The organism is Streptomyces sp. WY228, assembly GCF_019287315.1.
In the GTDB taxonomy this organism is placed as follows: Bacteria; Actinomycetota; Actinomycetes; order Streptomycetales; family Streptomycetaceae; genus Streptomyces; species Streptomyces caviscabies.
Window position 1 is genome coordinate 6,437,251 of sequence record NZ_CP079114.1, and the last position, 19,403, is coordinate 6,456,653.

The 19,403-nt window shown below is 72.5% G+C and carries 16 protein-coding genes; 12 read left to right on the forward strand and 4 right to left on the reverse strand.

Annotated elements, in window-relative coordinates:
- The first annotated feature begins 63 nt into the window (after positions 1-63).
- The 9 genes from KV381_RS28230 (at position 64) to KV381_RS28270 (ending at position 9,215) form a co-directional block, all read left to right on the forward strand.
- The gene (locus KV381_RS28230) at positions 64-747 is read left to right on the forward strand and encodes a two-component system response regulator (protein WP_030080218.1); all 684 of its coding nucleotides are present in this window, start codon (positions 64-66) and stop codon (positions 745-747) included.
- Between the two features lie 115 nt (positions 748-862).
- Positions 863-3,694 carry a DNA translocase FtsK gene (locus tag KV381_RS28235; protein ID WP_050495578.1) on the forward strand — a complete coding sequence of 944 codons (2,832 nt, stop codon included), beginning with the start codon at positions 863-865 and terminating at the stop codon, positions 3,692-3,694.
- A gap of 332 nt (positions 3,695-4,026) precedes the next feature.
- Positions 4,027-4,827 carry a helix-turn-helix domain-containing protein gene (locus tag KV381_RS28240; protein ID WP_098025122.1) on the forward strand — a complete coding sequence of 267 codons (801 nt, stop codon included), beginning with the start codon at positions 4,027-4,029 and terminating at the stop codon, positions 4,825-4,827.
- Positions 4,828-4,990: 163 nt separating this feature from the next.
- Entirely contained in the window at positions 4,991-6,472 is a 1,482-nt protein-coding gene (gene rimO, locus KV381_RS28245; RefSeq protein WP_218786652.1) for a 30S ribosomal protein S12 methylthiotransferase RimO, read from the forward strand.
- Positions 6,469-7,254, forward strand: a complete 786-nt coding sequence (gene pgsA, locus KV381_RS28250) for a CDP-diacylglycerol--glycerol-3-phosphate 3-phosphatidyltransferase (RefSeq protein ID WP_030633402.1) — start codon at positions 6,469-6,471, stop codon at positions 7,252-7,254. Before rimO ends, pgsA begins: the two co-directional genes overlap by 4 nt.
- Entirely contained in the window at positions 7,251-7,760 is a 510-nt protein-coding gene (locus tag KV381_RS28255) for a CinA family protein (RefSeq protein ID WP_030633400.1), read from the forward strand. The genes pgsA and KV381_RS28255 overlap by 4 nt, the downstream gene beginning before the upstream one ends.
- A gap of 109 nt (positions 7,761-7,869) precedes the next feature.
- Positions 7,870-8,253: a helix-turn-helix domain-containing protein gene (locus KV381_RS28260; RefSeq protein ID WP_003965837.1), complete on the forward strand. Its 384-nt coding sequence runs from the start codon at positions 7,870-7,872 to the stop codon at positions 8,251-8,253.
- Positions 8,254-8,488: 235 nt separating this feature from the next.
- A complete protein-coding gene (locus KV381_RS28265; protein ID WP_030080208.1) occupies positions 8,489-8,959 on the forward strand; it encodes a Dps family protein in 471 nt (156 codons plus the stop codon).
- Positions 8,960-9,041: 82 nt separating this feature from the next.
- Entirely contained in the window at positions 9,042-9,215 is a 174-nt protein-coding gene (locus tag KV381_RS28270) for a CsbD family protein (protein ID WP_030080206.1), read from the forward strand.
- 516 nt (positions 9,216-9,731) lie between these two features.
- Here KV381_RS28270 and KV381_RS28275 read toward each other — a convergent pair.
- From KV381_RS28275 to KV381_RS28285, 3 genes are all read right to left on the reverse strand, one after another.
- Positions 9,732-10,496 carry an SDR family NAD(P)-dependent oxidoreductase gene (locus KV381_RS28275; RefSeq protein WP_030080204.1) on the reverse strand — a complete coding sequence of 255 codons (765 nt, stop codon included), beginning with the start codon at positions 10,494-10,496 and terminating at the stop codon, positions 9,732-9,734.
- A 36-nt stretch (positions 10,497-10,532) separates the two neighbouring features.
- Positions 10,533-11,447, reverse strand: a complete 915-nt coding sequence (locus KV381_RS28280; RefSeq protein WP_030080202.1) for an Fpg/Nei family DNA glycosylase — start codon at positions 11,445-11,447, stop codon at positions 10,533-10,535.
- 100 nt (positions 11,448-11,547) lie between these two features.
- Positions 11,548-16,233, reverse strand: coding sequence for a DEAD/DEAH box helicase (locus KV381_RS28285; RefSeq protein WP_218786653.1), 4,686 nt, complete (start codon positions 16,231-16,233; stop codon positions 11,548-11,550).
- Between the two features lie 102 nt (positions 16,234-16,335).
- Between KV381_RS28285 and KV381_RS28290 the strand changes: the two genes are divergently transcribed.
- The 3 genes from KV381_RS28290 to KV381_RS28300 all read left to right on the forward strand — a co-directional run bounded on the left by KV381_RS28290 (position 16,336) and on the right by KV381_RS28300 (position 18,439).
- Positions 16,336-17,184: an AraC family transcriptional regulator gene (locus tag KV381_RS28290; RefSeq protein ID WP_030080198.1), complete on the forward strand. Its 849-nt coding sequence runs from the start codon at positions 16,336-16,338 to the stop codon at positions 17,182-17,184.
- A gap of 137 nt (positions 17,185-17,321) precedes the next feature.
- On the forward strand, positions 17,322-18,137 hold the full coding sequence (locus KV381_RS28295) for an AzlC family ABC transporter permease (RefSeq protein WP_030080196.1): 816 nt from the start codon (positions 17,322-17,324) through the stop codon (positions 18,135-18,137).
- Positions 18,134-18,439, forward strand: coding sequence for an AzlD domain-containing protein (locus KV381_RS28300; protein ID WP_030633392.1), 306 nt, complete (start codon positions 18,134-18,136; stop codon positions 18,437-18,439). The genes KV381_RS28295 and KV381_RS28300 overlap by 4 nt, the downstream gene beginning before the upstream one ends.
- 41 nt (positions 18,440-18,480) lie before the next feature.
- On the opposite strand, the gene KV381_RS28305 is transcribed toward KV381_RS28300, so the two are convergent.
- Positions 18,481-19,395, reverse strand: coding sequence for a hypothetical protein (locus KV381_RS28305; RefSeq protein ID WP_030080192.1), 915 nt, complete (start codon positions 19,393-19,395; stop codon positions 18,481-18,483).
- Between the last annotated feature and the right edge of the window lie 8 nt (positions 19,396-19,403).

Sequence of the window (19,403 nt, forward strand, 5' to 3'; positions counted from 1 at the left end):
GGCGCAAGGGAGTCGTCCCCTGGGGCGGCACCCGGTGCATTTCCGGGGCGAGGAGGGCGGGCCATGGTGCAGAAGGCCAAGATCCTCCTGGTCGATGACCGGCCGGAGAATCTGCTGGCGCTGGAGGCCATCCTCTCTGCGCTCGATCAGACACTGGTCCGGGCATCGTCAGGGGAGGAGGCGCTCAAAGCGCTGCTCACGGACGACTTCGCGGTCATTCTGCTGGACGTCCAGATGCCGGGCATGGACGGTTTCGAGACCGCCGCGCACATCAAGCGGCGGGAGCGGACCCGGGACATCCCGATCATCTTCCTCACCGCGATCAACCACGGTCCGCACCACACCTTCCGCGGCTACGCGGCCGGTGCGGTGGACTACATCTCCAAGCCGTTCGACCCGTGGGTGCTGCGCGCCAAGGTCTCGGTCTTCGTCGAGCTGTACATGAAGAACTGCAAGCTCCGCGAGCAGGCCGCTCTGCTGCGGCTCCAGTTGGAGGGCGACGGCCACGCGGGCGGCGAGCACGAGAAGGAGCCGGCCGGTTTGCTGGCCGAGCTCTCCGCGCGGCTCGCGGCGGTCGAGGAGCAGGCGGAAGCGCTCTCCAAGCAGCTCGACGACGAATCGGCCGACGCCGCGGCGGTCGCCACCGCCGCCCATCTCGAACGCAAGCTGACCGGCCTGCGCCGCGCGCTCGACGCGCTGGAGCCGGGCACCGGCGGAGGCACGGGCGTGCTGCCCGCGCAGGGCTGACCGGCTGTCCCCTGCCGTGAGGCGGCGTCAGTTCCCGGCCGTCCGGAGGCGACACGGTCGAGTGAACCCGTAGGCGAACGTGTTCACGGGCGACGACAGCGGTAACCTCGGCATCATGGCCTCACGTACGTCCGGCAAGGGTTCCCAGGGCACGGCGGGCACCGCGAAGCGCGTCGGCCGTACCTCGGGCCCGGCGAAGAAAGCCGCGCCCGCCAAGAAGACCGCGCCGAAGAAGTCGGCAGCTCCCGTGAAGAAGGCCCCCGCGAAGAAGGCGGCGGCCAAGAAGCCCGCGCCCAAACCCGCACCGTCACCCACCGGGGGCATCTACCGGCTGGTGCGGGCGGTCTGGCTCGGGGCGGCGCACGGCGTCGGCGCGCTGTTCCGCTCGATAGGGCGTGGCGCCAAAGGACTTGACCCCGCCCACCGCAAGGACGGCCTCGCGCTGCTGCTGCTCGGCCTGGCGCTGATCGTCGCCGCGGGCACCTGGTCCAACCTCCAGGGGCCGGTCGGCGACCTGGTCGAGATGCTGGTGACCGGGGCCTTCGGCCGGCTCGATCTGCTCGCGCCGATACTGCTGGGCGCGATGGCGGTACGGCTGATCCTCTATCCGGAGCGGCCCGAGGCCAACGGACGCATCGTCATCGGGTTGTCCGCGCTGGTCATCGGAGTCCTCGGCCAGGTCCACATCGCCTGCGGTTCGCCGGGCCGGGACGAGGGCACCGAGGCGATGCAGGACGCGGGCGGGCTGGTCGGCTGGGCCACCTCCAAGCCGCTGATCTTCATGATGGGCGAGGTCCTCGCCGTACCGCTGCTGGTGCTGCTGACCGTGTTCGGACTCCTCGTCGTCACCGCCACCCCGGTCAACGCCATCCCGCAGCGGCTGCGCCAGCTCGGCGTCCGCCTCGGCATCGTGGAACCGCTGCCCGAGGCCGGCGAGGGGGACGAGAACGACGACGAACGCTACGACGAACAGTGGCGCGAGGCACTGCCCGAGCGGCACCAGCGGCGCGGCGCGCGCCGCACGGACCCGGACGCAGACCCGGTCTACGACCACGACCAGGCCGAGGCGGAGGCGCTCACCAAGCGCAGGAGGTCCCGCAGGCCCGCCGCGCAGCCCGCGATGAACCGGCCGCTGGACGCGGTGGACGTCGCGGCCGCCGCTGCCGCCGCGCTCGACGGGGCCGTGCTCAACGGCATGCCGCCCTCGCCGATCGTCGCCGATCTGACCCAGGGCGTCTCCGTGGACCGCGAGCGCACCGGGACGCCCGTTCCCGGCGCCCGGGAGGCCGAGCGGGACGGAGCGGGGAAGAGCGGGGCGGGCCGCCGGTCCGGTGACACCGACGAGCCGACCGGTGGTGACCGTTCCGGTGGCGCCTCCGACCGGTCCGGTGCCGTTCCCGACCTGACCAAGCCCGCTCCGGAGCGTTCCGAGGGCCTGCCCGCCCGCGCCGAGCAGCTCCAGCTGTCCGGCGACATCACGTACTCGCTGCCCTCGCTCGACCTGCTGGAGCGCGGCGGACCGGGCAAGACCCGCAGCGCCGCCAACGACGCGGTCGTCGCCTCGCTGACCAACGTCTTCTCGGAGTTCAAGGTCGACGCCGCGGTCACCGGCTTCACCCGGGGCCCGACGGTCACCCGTTACGAGATCGAGCTCGGCCCCGCCGTGAAGGTCGAGAAGATCACGGCGCTCGCCAAGAACATCGCGTACGCCGTGGCCAGCCCGGACGTGCGGATCATCTCGCCGATCCCGGGCAAGTCCGCCGTCGGCATCGAGATCCCCAACTCCGACCGCGAGATGGTCAACCTCGGCGATGTACTGCGCCTCGCGGACGCAGCCGAGGACGACCACCCGATGCTCGTGGCGCTCGGCAAGAACGTCGAAGGCGGCTACGAGATGGCCAACCTCGCCAAGATGCCGCACGTCCTCGTCGCCGGCGCCACCGGTTCCGGCAAGTCCTCCTGCATCAACTGCCTGATCACCTCGATCATGGTGCGGGCCACCCCGGACGACGTGCGGATGGTCCTCGTCGACCCCAAGCGCGTCGAGCTCACCGCGTACGAGGGCATCCCCCACCTCATCACCCCGATCATCACCAACCCCAAGAAGGCCGCCGAGGCGCTCCAGTGGGTCGTGCGGGAGATGGACCTGCGCTACGACGACCTCGCCAACTTCGGCTACCGGCACATCGACGACTTCAACCACGCGGTGCGCAACGGCAAGTGCAAGGCGCCCGAGGGCAGCGAGCGCGAGCTGTCCCCGTACCCGTACCTGCTGGTGATCGTCGACGAGCTGGCCGACCTGATGATGGTCGCCCCGCGCGACGTCGAGGACTCGATCGTCCGCATCACCCAGCTGGCCCGCGCCGCCGGCATCCACCTGGTGCTCGCCACCCAGCGCCCCTCGGTCGACGTGGTGACCGGTCTGATCAAGGCGAACGTGCCCTCCCGGCTCGCCTTCGCCACCTCCTCCCTCGCCGACAGCCGGGTCATCCTCGACCAGCCCGGCGCCGAGAAGCTCATCGGCAAGGGCGACGGGCTCTTCCTCCCGATGGGCGCCAACAAACCCACCCGTATGCAGGGCGCCTTCGTCACCGAGGACGAGGTCGCCGCCGTCGTCCAGCACTGCAAGGACCAGATGGCCCCGGTCTTCCGGGACGACGTCGTGGTGGGGACGAAGCAGAAGAAGGAGATCGACGAGGACATCGGCGACGACCTGGACCTGCTCTGCCAGGCCGCCGAGCTGGTCGTCTCCACCCAGTTCGGATCGACCTCGATGCTCCAGCGCAAGCTCCGGGTCGGCTTCGCGAAGGCGGGCCGGCTGATGGACCTCATGGAGTCCCGCAACATCGTCGGGCCCAGCGAGGGATCCAAAGCACGGGACGTCATGGTGAAACCCGACGAGCTCGACGGGGTGTTGGCCGTCATCCGCGGGGAATCCGCTCCCTAGGGCCTGTCGTCACAGAATCCGCTCCGTAAAGGTTTTGTGGGCAACCGTTTCGTACGGTCGTACGTCCAGTTGAAGGGAGGGACGGAACCGTGCTCCTCCCCGCAGCCCGCTCCGTCGTCACCTCACCCGTAACCCCACCCCGTTCGGCCCACTACAGGTTGCCCAGTCCTCGATCGGGGCTGTGTTCCGCCCCCGCTCCACCCCGGAGCCGGTGGCGGGGCCGTCCGGCGAGCCCGATGGCGTACAAAGTCGTCCCTCCCGGTTGCCCCTCCCTTTCGTACCCCCCCTAGACTGAACATCCAGCAGGTGGCTCACGCTCGAAAGGCGCCCCCGTGTCCATCGGCAACTCCCCCGAAGACGACCGGCCTTCGATCGGTCGTGCCCTCCAGCAGGCTCGTATCGCCGCAGGTCTGACGGTCGAGGAAGTCAGCAGCTCCACCCGGGTGCGCATCCCCATCGTGCACGCGATCGAGCAGGACGACTTCTCCCGCTGCGGCGGCGACGTCTACGCCCGCGGTCACATCCGCACGTTCGCCCGTGCCGTCGGCCTCGATCCGGAACCGCTGGTCGAGGAGTACGACGCCGATCACGGCGGCCGTCCCGCACCGACCCCCGCGGCACCGCTGTTCGAAGCGGAACGCATCCGTTCCGAACCCCGGCGGCCCAACTGGACCGCGGCCATGGTCGCGGCCATCGTCGCCGTCGTCGGGTTCGTCGGCTTCACGCTCTTCGACGGTGAGGACGAACCCTCCAGCACCGCACAGATCGCGGAGGGCTCCAAGCCCGACAAGACCGCGGCCAAGCCCACCGCCACCAAGCCCGCCGACCCCGAGCCCGTGCCCTCCGAGAGCGCCATCGCCGCCGCCCCCCGGGACAAGGTGACGGTCAAGCTCAGCGCGGACCGGGGCAAGAGCTGGATCTCGGCCAAGGACCACAACGGCCGGCTGCTCTTCGACGGGCTGCTGCTCCAGGGCGAGTCCAAGACCTTCCAGGACAAGGAGCGCATCGACCTCGTCCTCGGCGACGCCGGGGCGATCGACCTCTTCGTCAACGGCAAGCAGGTCGAGGACCGCTTCGGTCCCGGCCAGGTCGAACGGCTCTCCTACACCAAGGGCGACCCCGAGGCCGGCTGATCCGCCGCCCTCCGTTCCCGTGGACGTCCGACGGGCGTCCGGCCTCGCGCCGGGCGCCCGTCGGCGTTCCCCGGCCCGGCTCGCCGCTACGGGGAGTAACAGTGACGCGGGCAGGCAACCCTGCACGGCAGGGGGGCCGCCGGGACAAAGTAGTCTTGAGTCCATGCCCGAACGCCGTACCGTCGCCCTTGTCACTCTTGGCTGCGCCCGTAACGAGGTGGACTCGGAGGAGCTTGCAGGCCGCTTGGCAGCGGACGGCTGGGACCTCGTCGAGGATGCCTCCGACGCGGATGTCGCAGTCGTCAACACCTGTGGGTTCGTCGAAGCCGCCAAGAAGGACTCCGTCGACGCCCTGCTCGAAGCCAACGATCTGAAGGATCACGGCCGCACCCAGGCCGTCGTCGCCGTCGGCTGCATGGCCGAGCGCTACGGCAAGGACCTCGCCGAGGCCCTGCCGGAAGCGGACGGCGTCCTCGGATTCGACGACTACGCCGACATCTCCGACCGGCTCCAGACCATCCTCAACGGCGGCATCCACGCCTCGCACACCCCGCGCGACCGCCGCAAGCTGCTGCCGATCAGCCCCGCCGAGCGACAGGACGCCGCCGTCGCGCTGCCCGGCCACGCCCAGGAGACGCCCGCCCCGGCCCCCGAGGACCTGCCCGAAGGCGTCGCGCCGGTCTCCGGGCCGCGGGCACCGCTGCGCCGCCGGCTCGGCACCAGCCCCGTCGCCTCGGTGAAGCTCGCCTCCGGCTGCGACCGTCGCTGCTCCTTCTGCGCCATCCCCTCCTTCCGCGGCTCGTTCATCTCGCGCCGCCCCTCGGACGTCCTCCAGGAGACCCGCTGGCTCGCCGAGCAGGGCGTCAAGGAGGTCATGCTCGTCTCCGAGAACAACACCTCCTACGGCAAGGACCTCGGCGACATCCGCCTCCTGGAGACCCTGCTGCCCGAGCTGGCCGACGTGGACGGCATCGAGCGGATCCGGGTCAGCTACCTCCAGCCCGCCGAGATGCGCCCCGGCCTCATCGACGTCCTCACCTCGACGCCGAAGGTCGCCCCGTACTTCGACCTCTCCTTCCAGCACTCCTCCCCGAGCGTGCTGCGCACGATGCGCCGCTTCGGCGACACCGACCGCTTCCTGGAGCTCCTGGACACCATCCGGAACAAGGCCCCCGAGGCCGGCGCCCGCTCCAACTTCATCGTCGGCTTCCCCGGCGAGACCGAGGCGGACCTCGCCGAGCTGGAACGCTTCCTCACCAGCGCCCGCCTCGACGCGATCGGCGTGTTCGGCTACTCCGACGAGGAGGGCACCGAGGCGGTCGGCTACGAGAACAAGCTCGACGCCGACACCATCGCGGAGCGCCTGGCCCATATCTCCCAGCTGGCCGAGGAGCTGACCTCGCAGCGGGCCGAGGAGCGCGTCGGCGAGACCCTCCAGGTGCTGGTGGAGTCCGTGGAGTCGGAGGACGACGGCGAGGTCGCGATCGGGCGTGCGGCCCACCAGGCTCCCGAAACGGACGGCCAGGTGGTCTTCACCACACGCGAGGGACTCGTGCCGGGCCGTATGGTCGAGGCAAAGGCAGTGGGCACCGAGGGCGTCGACCTGGTGGCCGAACACCACGAGCTTGCGGAGGTAGCCAGATGACGGGAGTCCCGGCATCCGCGGCAGGCGGCTCCGGCGCGAAGCCGGTCCGCGGCGGCAAGCTGGGCACTGCGGCCGTCAACCAGGCCAGCCTGTGGAACATCGCCAACATCCTGACCATGGTGCGACTGCTGCTCGTGCCCGGCTTCGTGCTGCTGCTGTTCCACGACGGCGGATACGACCCGGTCTGGCGCTCCTTCGCCTGGGCGGCCTTCGCCATCGCGATGATCACCGACCTGTTCGACGGTCATCTGGCACGGGCGTACAACCTGGTCACCGACTTCGGGAAGATCGCCGACCCGATCGCCGACAAGGCGATCATGGGCGCGGCGCTGGTCTCCCTCTCCGTCCTGGGCGATCTGCCCTGGTGGATCACCGGCGTGATCCTCGCCCGTGAGCTGGGCATCACGCTGATGCGGTTCTGGGTCATCCGCCATGCGGTGATCCCGGCCAGCAGAGGCGGCAAGCTGAAGACGCTCGCGCAGGGGACGGCGGCCGGGATGTACGTCCTGGTGCTCACCGGGCCGCTGGCGACGCTGCGCTTCTGGGTGATGATGGTCGCCGTCGTGCTGACGGTCGTCACCGGACTCGATTACGTACGCCAGGCCGTCGTCCTGCGCCGCAAGGGCCTCGCCGCCGAGCGCGCCGCCGCCGCCGAGCGGGCCGCGGAGGCCGTGGAGGCCCTTCAGACCCCTGCGGGCACGGCGGTCGGCGCCGGTCCGGCAGCCGGACCGGCCTCTGGTCAGGCCGCCGAGGCGCGCGACGCCGCGGAGGCCGAGCGGTGACAGCCGCTGCCCGGGTGCTCCGGCTGCTCGGAGCGCGGGGCGAGACGCTCGCCGTCGCCGAATCGCTCACGGGCGGCCTGGTCGCCGCCGAGCTGACCTCCGTACCCGGCGCTTCCCTGTCCTTCCGGGGATCGGTGACGGCGTACGCCACCGTCCTGAAGCGGGACGTCCTGGGCGTGGACGGGGCCCTTCTGGCGGAGCGCGGAGCCGTGGACCCCGAGGTCGCGCTGCAGATGGCGGCCGGTGTGCGCCGGGTTCTCGACGCGGACTGGGGCGTCTCCACCACGGGGGTCGCGGGGCCGGAGCCGCAGGACGGGCAGCCGGTCGGCACCGTCTTCGTTGCCGTGGCAGGGCCTTCCGGCGTCGAGAAAGTGACGGCACTGCGGTTGAATGGTGGGAGGGCGGACATCCGTAGTGAGAGTGTGCGAAGCGTCCTCGAACTGCTCGCCGGCGAACTCGGTGAGAATGCGCGGGCACAGGATACGGAACAACACGGGGGGAATTGATGTTTGCAGCCCTGAGTGAACACGACATCGCTCCCCGCACGGCCGCAGCACAAGGCGGTACGGTAGAGCGTGAAGGATGCGGCTACGCGGTCCGAGGAGGGAGCCACCGATGATTCTGCTCCGTCGCCTGCTGGGTGACGTGCTGCGTCGGCAGCGCCAGCGCCAAGGCCGTACTCTGCGCGAAGTCTCCTCGTCCGCCCGGGTCTCGCTCGGTTATCTCTCCGAGGTGGAGCGGGGGCAGAAGGAGGCATCCTCCGAACTGCTCTCCGCGATTTGCGACGCGCTTGACGTACGGATGTCCGAGCTCATGCGTGAAGTGAGCGACGAGCTCTCGCTCGCTGAGCTGGCCGAGTCGGCAGCTGCCAGTGATCCGGTCCCAGTACCGGTTCGTCCCATGCTCAATTCGGTCTCCGTCTCTTCGGTCGCAGGTGTGCCGTCGGGACGGGTGACCATCAAGGCGCCCGCGGAAGCGGTGGACGTCGTCGCCGCCTGATCCACGCGGCACAAGTGCTCGACCGGAGTCCCGGTCGGCCCCTGACGGGGTCGGCCGGGACTTCTGCGTTCTCTGTGCGGGGTGCGGGGTCGGTTGTGTGGGGTGCTTCGTGTGTGAGGCGGGGGTCAGTGGGCACACGGATGACAAGGCCCGCGTGACCGTTTTGGTTCATATGTGCCATCGTGGGTGATGCACCGAGACGGTCAGTGAAAGCTGACGGATGGGAGTAGCGCACATGTCTGTGGTCAAGAGCACGTTGTCCGAAGGCGATCTCAAGGTCGTGGGAACAGCGCTGCAAGGCGCTCTGGTCGATCTCGTCGACCTCTCCCTGGTGGCCAAGCAGGTCCATTGGAACGTGGTCGGTCCGCGCTTCCGCTCCGTGCACCTTCAGCTCGACGAGGTCGTCGTCACGGCCCGGCAGCACTCCGACACGGTCGCCGAGCGCGCCTCCGCGGTCGGGGTCAACCCGGACGGGCGCTCCGGCACGGTCGCCAAGGAGACCGCCATCGCGTCCGTGCCCGAGGGCTGGATCAAGGACGCCGACGCCGTGCGGATCCTGGTGGACGCGCTGGGCGTGGTCATCGGCCGGATGCGGGAGCGCATCGAGGCGACCGACGAGCCGGACCCGATCACCCAGGACCTGCTGATCGGGCTGACGGCAGAGCTTGAGAAGCACGCCTGGATGTTCCAAGCGGAAAGCGCCTGACCTGCGGCTGAGCGATCCGCGTGATCCGCGCGAAACGAGTGACCGAGCGAAAGGGAGCGACATCGTGAGTGATGACAGCGCCATGGACAAGCTCAAGGGCAAGGGCAAGGAAGCGGTCGGCAAGCTGACCGGCGACCACCGCAAGGAGGCCGAGGGCAAGGCCGATCAGGCCAAGGGCCGGGCCAAGGACGCGGTGGACGAGGCCGGCGACCGTGCGAAGGGCATCAAGGACTCGCTCAGCGGCGACGACAAGTAGTCCTTCGGCCCTGCGTCCCTGCGGGCGCGTACCAGGGCTCGCGTGGCATCGGAGTGCCCCCGCCGGATCGGCGGGGGCACTCCTGTGTGGGTGGCCCTTCGGCCGGACGTTCTGGATGCACCGCCGCCGCGGCCAGGGGAAACTGCCGGAAAGGACGTCGGCCGCAGGAGGCAGCGATGAAACGGCGTTGGGTGCCGGCGCTGGTCCTCGGTGGACTGTGGTGGTGGGCGGTGCTCCGGCTGGTGCTGCAACCGGAGCAGGCGGGGCTGGTGGAGGGGGCGGTGGCGGCGGGCGGCTGGGGGCTGAGCCTGCTGCCGGTCCATGTCGCGTCGATGGGGGCGGGGGGCTCGGTGCGGTCGGTGCCGCCCGTCGGGCCGGTGGAGCCACTGGCTCCGGCGGGTCCGGTGGGGGCAGCGGGTCTGTCGCGGCCTCCGGGTTCGGTGGGGGCGGCGAGGGCGTTGAGTTCGGTGGGGCCGGTGGGGTGGCTTCGGTGGTGGGGGCGGTCTTTCGGGCTGTTCACCAGGGCATGGCGACGCCGCCGTTCGGGCGGAGGATCTGGCCGGTCATGAAGGCCGAGGCGTCCGAGGCCAGGTGCAGGACGGTGTGGGCGACGTCCTCGGGTTCGCCGACCCGGCCCAGTGGAGAGATCCGGGCCATCGTCGCCTCCGCGCGGTGCTGACTCGCCGCATCGTGCCGGTCGGTCATCGGTGTACGGATCCAGCCGGGCGCGACGGCGTTCACCCGTATGGAGTGGGGGCCCAGCTCGGTGGCGAGCGTCTTGGTGAGCTGCACCACGGCGGCCTTCGCGACGCTGTAGCAGAGCAGGCCCGCGCCGGCGGAGTCCACGGCTCCGGACGCCATCGTGATCAGCGAGCCGGGGGCGGAGCGGGCCGTCATGGAGCGGGCCACTTCCTGGCAGGCGTACAGCACGCCTTTGAAATTGACCGCCAGCACCCGGTCCAGATCCTCGTCCGCCGTCTCCAGCACACTGCTCGTGTGCATGATCCCGGCCACCGCGACCAGGATGTCGAGATGCCCGGCGGCCTCCACGGCCGCCCTGACCTGGTCGCGCTCGGTGACGTCCAGGGGGTGCGTACGGGCGCTGCCGCCCGCGTCGGCGATCCGGTCGTACGTCCGGCGCAGGCCCGTCTCGTCACGGTCCGCGCAGTGCACCGTGGCTCCGGCCGCCGCGAGCAGCAGGGCGCTCGCCCGCCCGATACCGCTCGCCGCACCTGTGACGAACGCGGCGCGGCCCGTGAGGTCGTACGCGGAGAGGGGCATGACGGGACCGTACGACCGGGTCTGACGGGGCGTCAACTAGGGCGTCGGGCCCGATTGGCAGCCGGGGCACCAGTAGGTGGGGCGGTCGTCCTGGTCGGCGAGGCGGACCGGGGTGCCGCAGCGCAGACAGGGGCGGCGGGCGCGCCCGTAGACGTACAGCCGCTCCTGTACGCGAACGGGTGGCCGGGTACGGGGTCGGAGACCGGCGGGCGGCGTGGGGCTCGGGGCGGTGCCAGGGGCCGGGGCAGGCCTCGGGGCCGGTCCGGGGCTCGTGTTCGGTCCCGGCGGGGTGCGGAGTTCGGAGGTGATGGTTGTGGTGCGGGTGGGGCGGTCGCGGTTGGCGTGCAGCAGGCGCTCGGCCAGGGCGACGAGCCGGGGGAGTACGCCGTCGGGGAGGGCGCCCACGGGGAGCCAGGGGGTGACGCGGGCCAGGAAGCACAGCTCGCACTTGTAGACGTTGCCGATGCCCGCCAGATTGCGCTGGTCCAGGAGCGCTTCGCCGAGGGGGCGCTCCGGCGCGGCGAGCAGGTGGTCCACGGCGAGGCCGGGGTCCCAGTCGGGGCCCAGCAGATCCGGGCCCAGATGGCCCACGGCCCGGCTCTCCTCGCTGGTGCGGAGCAGTTCCAGCACGGGGAGCCGGTAGCCGACCGCGGTGTGCTCCGCGTTGCCGAGGATCGCGCGGATCTGGTGCCCCGGGCCGCCCCGCCAGCGCTCGTCCGGGGCGTACACCCGCCAGGCCCCGTCCATCCGGAGGTGGCTGTGCAGGGTCAGACCGCCTTCGATCCGGGTCAGCAGGTGCTTGCCGCGCGCGGTGACGTCCAGGACGGTGCGGCCGGTGAGGTCGGCGGTGGCGAAGCGGGGGACGCGCAGGTCCGACCGGGTCAGCACCTGCCCCGCCAGGGCCTCGTGCAGCCGGGCCGCGGTCTGCAGGACGGTGTCTCCTTCGGGCATGCCTCCATGATGGGTGCGTTGGGGCGCCCGTGCGTGTGCCGGGGCGTCCATGCGCCGGCCCGTGTCCGCCAGTGGTCCGGGGCGCGGTCAGGTGGCCGGGTCAGGCGCGCAGACGCAGGCCTCTCGGGGTGGCGAGGAACCCGGCCGCCTCCAGCGTCCGGCCCAGCGGCGAGGTGAGGGAGGAGACGCCGTTCGTCCGCTCCACCGTCACCGTGCCCAGGGCTCCGGCCCGGGCCGAGGCCGCCAGTGCCTCGGCCGCCGCGCGCAGGGCGGGCGCCTCGGGGTCGGACGGCCAGGCCAGGAGGGTCTTGCCGCCGCGCTCCATGTAGAGCGTCAGCTCACCGTCGACCAGGACCACCAGCGCCCCCGCCTTGCGGCCCGGTTTGTGTCCGGCGCCGTCCGGGGACTCCGGCCACGGCAGGGCCGCGCCGTACGCGTTGGCCGGGTCGGCGGCGGCGAGCACCAGGGCCTGCGGCGCGGTGTCCGGATCCCGGCGGTCCCGCGCGGTGGACGCCGCCCGCAGCCGGTCCACCGCGCCGTCCATCGCGAACTGGGCCGCCCCCAGCCCCTCGACCACATAGCCGCGCCGCGCCTGCCCGTTGTCCTCGAAGGCGGCCAGCACGCGGTACGTCGCGGAGAAGCCGCCCTCCACCCCCTCGGCCTGTACCGCGCCCCGGGTCACCACACCGTGCCGGTCGAGGAGGGTACGGGCCAGGGCGTGGGCACGGTGGGTCCGTTCCGGTTCGACCGGGGGGAGCAGCGACCAGCGGCCCGAGACCGTCGGCGGGCCGGTGCGGGACGCGGGGCGGGCGGCCGCGGTGAGCGAGCCGTAGCGACCGCGTGGGACGCTGCGCCGGGAACGGTGGGCGGTGGAGCCCGCCGTCCGCCCCGAGCCCAGCAGCGAACGCAGCGGGGCCAGGGTGTCGTTGGTCAGCCGCCCGGACCAGGCCAGGTCCCACAGGGCGTCGGCCAGCTGCTGGTCCGTGCAGTCCGGGTGGGTGGTGGCCCGGACCTGGTCGGCGATCTGGCGGAAGAAGAGGCCGTATCCGCCGGAGAGCGCGGTGAGCGCGGACTCGTGGAGTGCCGACAGCTCCAGCGGGTGCGGGGGAGGCAGCAGCAGCGGCGCGCTGTCGGCGAGGTAGAGGGAGACCCAGCCGTCCTTGCCGGGCAGCGCCCCCGCCCCTGCCCAGACGACCTCGCCCGTGGTCGTCAGCTCGTCGAGCATCGCCGGGTGGTAGCCCGTGACACGGCTCGGCAGGATCAGCTTCTCCAGCGCCGACGCGGGCACGGGCGCGCCCTGGAGCTGCTCGACGGCACGGGCCAGCCCGTCGATGCCCCGCAGGCTGCTGGAGCCGAAGTGCTGCCACTGGGGGAGGAAGGAGGCGAGGGCCGCGGGCTCCACCGGCTCCAGCTCCTGGCGGAGCGCCGCCAGCGAACGGCGGCGGAGTCGGCGCAGCACCGTGGCGTCGCACCATTCCTGGCCGATGCCCGCCGGGTGGAATTCGCCCTGCACGGTCCTGCCGGAGGCAGAGAGCCGTTGCAGCGCGCCGTCGGTGACGGCGGTGCCGAGCCCGAAGCGCTCGGCGGCCCGGGCGGCGGTGAACGGCCCGTGCGTCCGTGCGTACCGGGCGAGGAGGTCACCGAGCGGATCCTTCACCGGCTCGGTGAACGCCTCGGGCACGCCGACCGGAAGCGCGGTGCCCAGGGCGTCGCGCAGCCGGCCCGCGTCCTCGATCGCCGCCCAGTGGTCGGCGCCGGCGATCCGGACCTGGATCGCCCGGCGGGCCGTCGCCAGCTCCGGCGCCCAGGACGGCTCGGCGCCCCGCTCCGCCAGCTCGGCGTCGGTGAGCGGACCGAGCACGCGCAGCAGATCGGCGACCCCCTCGACATCCTTGATCCGCCGGTCCTCGGTCAGCCACTGCAGCTCCCGCTCCAGCTCGGTGAGGACCTCGGGGTCGAGCAGCTCCCGCAGCTCCGCCCGGCCCAGCAGCTCGGCGAGGAGATGGGAGTCCAGGGAGAGGGCGGCGGCGCGCCGCTCGGCGAGCGGAGAGTCGCCCTCGTACAGGAACTGCGCCACGTAACCGAAGAGGAGCGAGCGGGCGAACGGCGAGGGCTCCTGGGTGGTCACCTCGACCAGCCGGACCCGGCGCGCCTCCAGGTCGCCCATCAGTTCCGTGAGCCCGGGGACGTCGAACACGTCCTGGAGACATTCGCGGACGGCCTCCAGGACGATCGGGAACGAGCCGAACTCCGAGGCGACCTGAAGCAGCTGGGAGGCCCGCTGGCGCTGCTGCCAGAGCGGGGTGCGCTTGCCGGGGGAGCGGCGCGGCAGCAGCAGGGCGCGCGCGGCGCACTCCCGGAACCGGGCGGCGAACAGGGCCGAGCCGCCCACCTGGTCGGTGACGATCTGCTGGACCTCGCCCCGGTCGAAGACGACGTCGGCGGCCGCCACCGGGGGCTGGTCGCTGTCGTACGCCACGGTGCCCGGCGCGGGTCCGTCGCTCCCGGAGTCCGGGGCCGGCGGGGCGTCGAAGTCGAGCAGGTCCAGGCCCATCATGTCCGCGTCGGGCAGCCGCAGCACGATGCCGTCGTCGGCGTGCATCACCTGGGCGTCCATGCCGTACCGCTCGCCGAGGCGGGCGGAGAGGGCGAGCGCCCACGGGGCGTGCACCTGGGCGCCGAAGGGGGAGTGCACGACCACCCGCCAGTCGCCCAGCTCGTCCCGGAACCGCTCGACCAGGATCGTCCGGTCGTCCGGCACATGGCCGCAGGCCCGGCGCTGCTCGTCGAGATAGGCCAGGATGTTGTCCGCCGCCCAGGCGTCGAGTCCGGCGGCGAGCAGGCGCAGCCGGGCATCCTCCTCGGAGAGGCCGCCGATCTCACGGAGGAACGCCCCCAACGCGCGGCCGAGCTCCAGCGGGCGGCCCAGCTGGTCGCCCTTCCAGAACGGCAGCCGCCCCGGAACGCCCGGGGCCGGCGAGACCAGGACCCGGTCCCGGGTGATGTCCTCGATCCGCCAGGACGTGGTGCCCAGGGTGAAGACGTCGCCGACGCGGGACTCGTAGACCATCTCCTCGTCCAGCTCGCCGACCCGGCCGCCGCCCTTCTTCGGGTCGGCCCCGGCCAGGAAGACCCCGAAGAGCCCCCGGTCGGGGATGGTGCCGCCCGAGGTGACGGCGAGCCGCTGCGCCCCGGGGCGGCCCGTGACCGTACCCGCCACCCGGTCCCACACCACCCGGGGGCGCAACTCCGCGAAGGCGTCGGAGGGATAGCGCCCGGCGAGCATGTCGAGCACGGCGGTGAACGCCGACTCCGGGAGCGAGGCGAACGGGGCGGCCCGCCGGACCAGGGCCAGCAGGTCATCGGCCTGCCAGCTGTCCAGGGCCACCATGGCGACCAGCTGCTGGGCCAGCACGTCCAGCGGATTGGCCGGGATGCGCAGCGCCTCGATGGCGCCCTCGCGCATCCGCTCGGTGACGACGGCGGCCTGCACCAGATCGCCGCGGTACTTCGGGAAGACCACCCCGGTGGAGACCGCGCCCACCTGGTGCCCGGCGCGCCCCACCCGCTGGAGGCCGGAGGCGACGGAGGGCGGGGACTCCACCTGGATCACCAGGTCGACCGCGCCCATGTCGATGCCGAGCTCCAGGCTGGAGGTGGCGACCACGGCGGGCAGCCGGCCCGCCTTGAGGTCCTCCTCGACCTGGGCCCGCTGCTCCTTGGAGACCGAGCCGTGGTGGGCGCGGGCCAGCAGGGCGGGGGCGCCCCTGCCCGCGCCGGACTGGGCCATGATCTCCGCCGGTGCATGGGCCTCCGGGAGCGCGGGGGCCGGGTCGTCGGGGTCGAACGCGGTGCCGGTGGCCCGCTCGTACGCGATCTCGTTCAGCCGGTTGCACAGCCGCTCGGCCAGCCGCCGGGAGTTCGCGAAGACGATGGTGGAGCGGTGCGACTGGACGAGATCGGCGATGCGCTCCTCGACATGCGGCCAGATCGAGGGCTTGTCCGCCTGGCCGGAGTCGCCGTCGGTGGCGGGGGAGCCGCCCAGCTCGCCCAGATCCTCGACCGGGACGACGACCGACAGGTCGAACTCCTTGGTGGACCGGGGCTGGACGATCTCCACCTTGCGCTGCGGTGACAGGAAACGGGCCACCTCGTCGACCGGCCGGACCGTCGCGGACAGGCCGATGCGCCGGGCGGGGCGGGGCAGCAGCTCGTCGAGCCGCTCCAGGGAGAGGGCGAGATGGGCGCCGCGCTTCGTCCCGGCGACCGCGTGCACCTCGTCGAGGATCACCGTCTCGACGCCGGCCAGCGCGTCCCGGGCGGAGGACGTCAGCATCAGGAACAGCGACTCGGGCGTGGTGATCAGGATGTCCGGCGGTCTGGTCACCAGGGAGCGCCGCTCGGCGGGCGGGGTGTCCCCGGACCGGATGCCGACCCGCACCTCCGGCTCCGGCAGCCCCAGGCGCACCGACTCCTGGCGGATGCCGGTCAGCGGCGAGCGGAGGTTGCGCTCGACGTCGACCGCGAGGGCCTTGAGCGGGGACACGTACAGCACGCGGCAGCGCTTCTTCGCCTCGGCGGGCGGCGGCCCGGCCGCCAGCCGGTCCAGCGAGGCGAGGAACGCGGCCAGCGTCTTCCCGGAACCGGTCGGCGCGACGACCAGGACATCGCTGCCCTCGCCGATGGCCCGCCAGGCGCCCTCCTGCGCCGCGGTGGGCGCGCTGAAGGCCCCGCTGAACCAACTGCGGGTCGCGGGCGAGAAGGCGTCGAGAGCGGAGCCGGTCATGTCCCCCATCGTGCACCCCGCCACTGACAACCGGCCGGAACGACCGCCCGCGACCGTCCGCTCACGCCCCGGCACACGGCCGGGACCTGCGAGAATGTCCCCATGACGGGAGCGGACGGCACGGCGGAATGGGCGCGGCACTGGCAGTACGCCGCCCTGCCCGACCTCGATCTGCTGCGCGCCCGGTACGTCCGCCACACCTTCCCCCGGCACAGCCACGAGGGCTATGTCTTCGGTGCGGTCACCGGCGGGGTGGAGGACGTGGGACTGCCGGGCGGCACCGTCCACGCGGTCCCCGGCACCGTCGTCATGATCAACCCGGAGGTGCCGCACACCGCCCGCTCCGGGGCGCCCGAGGGCTGGGCGTACGCCACGCTCTACCCGTCGGCCCAGGTCGTCAACGACATCGCGGCCGAGGTGACGTCCCTGCGCGGCACGGTCGGCTTCGCCGAGAGCCGGGTGACCGATCCCCACGCGTCCCGGCTGATCACCGAGGTGCACCGGGCGGCGGAGGAGGGCAACGCACTGGCGGCCGACAGCCTGCTGCGGGTCCTGGTCACCCGGCTCCTCAGCCGGCACGGCAGCCCGCTGCCCGGCCTGACCACGCACGCCGGGAGCGCGCGGAACGCCGTACGCGCCCGTGCCGCGCTGGAGGAGCGCATGGCCGCCCCGCCCACGCTGGAGGCGCTCGCCGCGGAGCTGGGAACCGGCCCGTTCGCGCTGCTGAGGGCCTTCAAGAAGGAGTACGGCATGCCGCCCCACACCTGGCTCACCGACGCCCGGGTACGCAGGGCCCGCCGCATGCTCGACGCCGGCGTCGCCCCCGCCGAGGCCGCGACCGCCGTCGGCTTCACGGACCAGCCGCACCTCAACCGCCACTTCACCCGGATCGTGGGGGTGCCGCCCGGCGCCTACCAGCGCGAGCGCGGCGTGCTGCGGCCCGGTGGATGAAAGCCCGGTGCCGGTGGGTGGGAAACCGGTGGCGCCGGTGGGTGGGAAACCGGTGGCCGGTGGGGGTCAAGAACATGCCGGCGGGTGTGCAAGAACGTACAAGACCCGGCCCGAACGATCCCCGTAGCGTTCCGGGCGTGGCAGAACAGACAGCACCCCCAGAGAGCACCGGCGCGCCCGGTGCCATATCCGCCGGTCCGCCCGGCCCGGCGGCCGAGGTCCGACCGGAGAAGCCGGACGCCGCGGTCGTGCGGGACGCGCTCGGTGTCGGCATCGCCGTCGGGCTCTCCGGCTTCGCCTTCGGCGTCACCTCCGCCGGCTCCGGCCTCAGCCTGCTCCAGACCTGCGTCCTGAGTCTGCTCGTCTTCACCGGCGCCTCGCAGTTCGCCCTGGTCGGCGCCCTGGCCGCGGGCGGCAACCCCTACACCGCGGCGGCCGGGGCGTTCTTCCTGGGCGTGCGGAACGCCTTCTACGGACTGCGGCTCTCCCAGCTGCTCGCCCTTCCCCGCGCGGTGCGCCCCTTCGCCGCCCACTGGGTCATCGACGAGACGACCGCGGTCACCCTGCCGCAGCCCACCCGGCGAGCCGCGCGCATCGGCTTCACGGTCACCGGGCTCACCCTGTACGTGCTCTGGAACCTCACGACCCTGGTGGGCGCTCTGGGCGCCGAGGCGCTGGGCGACACCGACGCGTGGGGCCTGGACGCGGCGAGTCCCGCGGTGTTCCTCGCCCTCCTCGCGCCGATGCTCAAGAGCACCACCGAGCGCGTCACGGCGGGCGTGGCCGTTCTGCTGGCCCTGACCCTGCTGCCCGTCCTGCCGGCCGGTGTGCCCGTACTGCTGTCGGCGCTCGCGGCGCCGGTCGTCCTCTTCCTGATGGGACGTGCGAAGCGGGGACCGGAAACCGAGGACGACGCGGTGACACAGCGGAAGAAGGGCGGGCGGCGCTCATGAACGTCTGGATCGCCATCGGACTGACCGTGGCGGGCTGCTACCTCGCCAAGCTCCTGGGCCTGCTGGTGCCCGCGGGCGTGCTGGAGCGACCGCTGGTCCAGCGGATGGCCGCTCTGCTGCCCGTGGCGCTGCTGGCGGCTCTCACCGCGCAGCAGACCTTCGGCGACGGCCAGCAGCTCGTCCTCGACGCCCGTGCCGCGGGTCTCGCGGCGGCCGCGCTCGCCCTCGTCCTGCGCGCTCCGTTCCTGGTGGTCGTCGGTGCGGGCGTCCTGGTCACGGCGGTCGTACGCGCGCTGGCCTGAGCGAGCGGCCCCGTACCGCCGGCCGGGTACTTCCGCGGTGGTCAGCCGAGCGGGCGACCGTACGAGCGGAGCGTCTCCAAGGCTCTGAGCGTCACCAGGGGGCGTCCTTCCAACGCGGTTCCCGGGGCCCACCGGCGCCAGGTCACGGGCCACCCGCCGTCGTCCTGCTGCTCGGCGGCCAGGTGGTCGAGCGAGCGCTCCAGCTCCTCGTCCGTGAACCAGCGGCGGGCCAGCGACCCGGGCGTACGGGCGTAGTCGTGCGGGAAGTGGTGCTCACCCGGGGCGTAGCCCGTCGCCACCGGGTAGTCCGCCGTCCGGGAGGGATCGAGCACCGCGAGCCGTTGTTCGCGCACCAGGCGGCCGAGCCGGTCGGCCGCCGCCTCGGCGCGGGCCCGGTCCGGAGCGCCGTCCAGAAAGGCGATCGCGGCCTCGACCTCGTAAGGATGGGACTGTTCCAGGGCGTCGACGGCGCTCCAGCAGAAGTCCGTCGCCCGGAACAGCCAGGCGTGCCACACCTGATTGCCGTGCAGCAGCCCGACGACCGGACCGGTCGCGAGCAGCTCCGCCGGCGGATCGTCCACGATCGGGATGAACGGCGCGGCGGGATAGCCGCGCTGGGTGGGCAGCAGAGCGGGCAGTGCGCCTTCTTTGGTTGACACATCGGTCAGATAGCGACAGATCCGCTCCACGCGCTGTCCGTCGCAGCGGCCGATCGAGTCAAGAACGCTCAGTGCGTGAGCGGTGTGCAGCGGCTGGCTGACCGGACCCCGGAGGTCGGGTTCCAGCGCGTGACCGTAGCCGCCGTCCTCGTTCAGATAGGCGGAGAGGGCCGTCTCGACGGCGTCGGGACCTCCGCCGAGGAAGCCATGGGCGAACCTCCGCTGTTCGAGGACGCGGGCCGTGAGCCAGATGAACTGCTCGGCGCGGGCGAGGGTGTTTGCTCCGGTTCCAGCCATGGACCGAC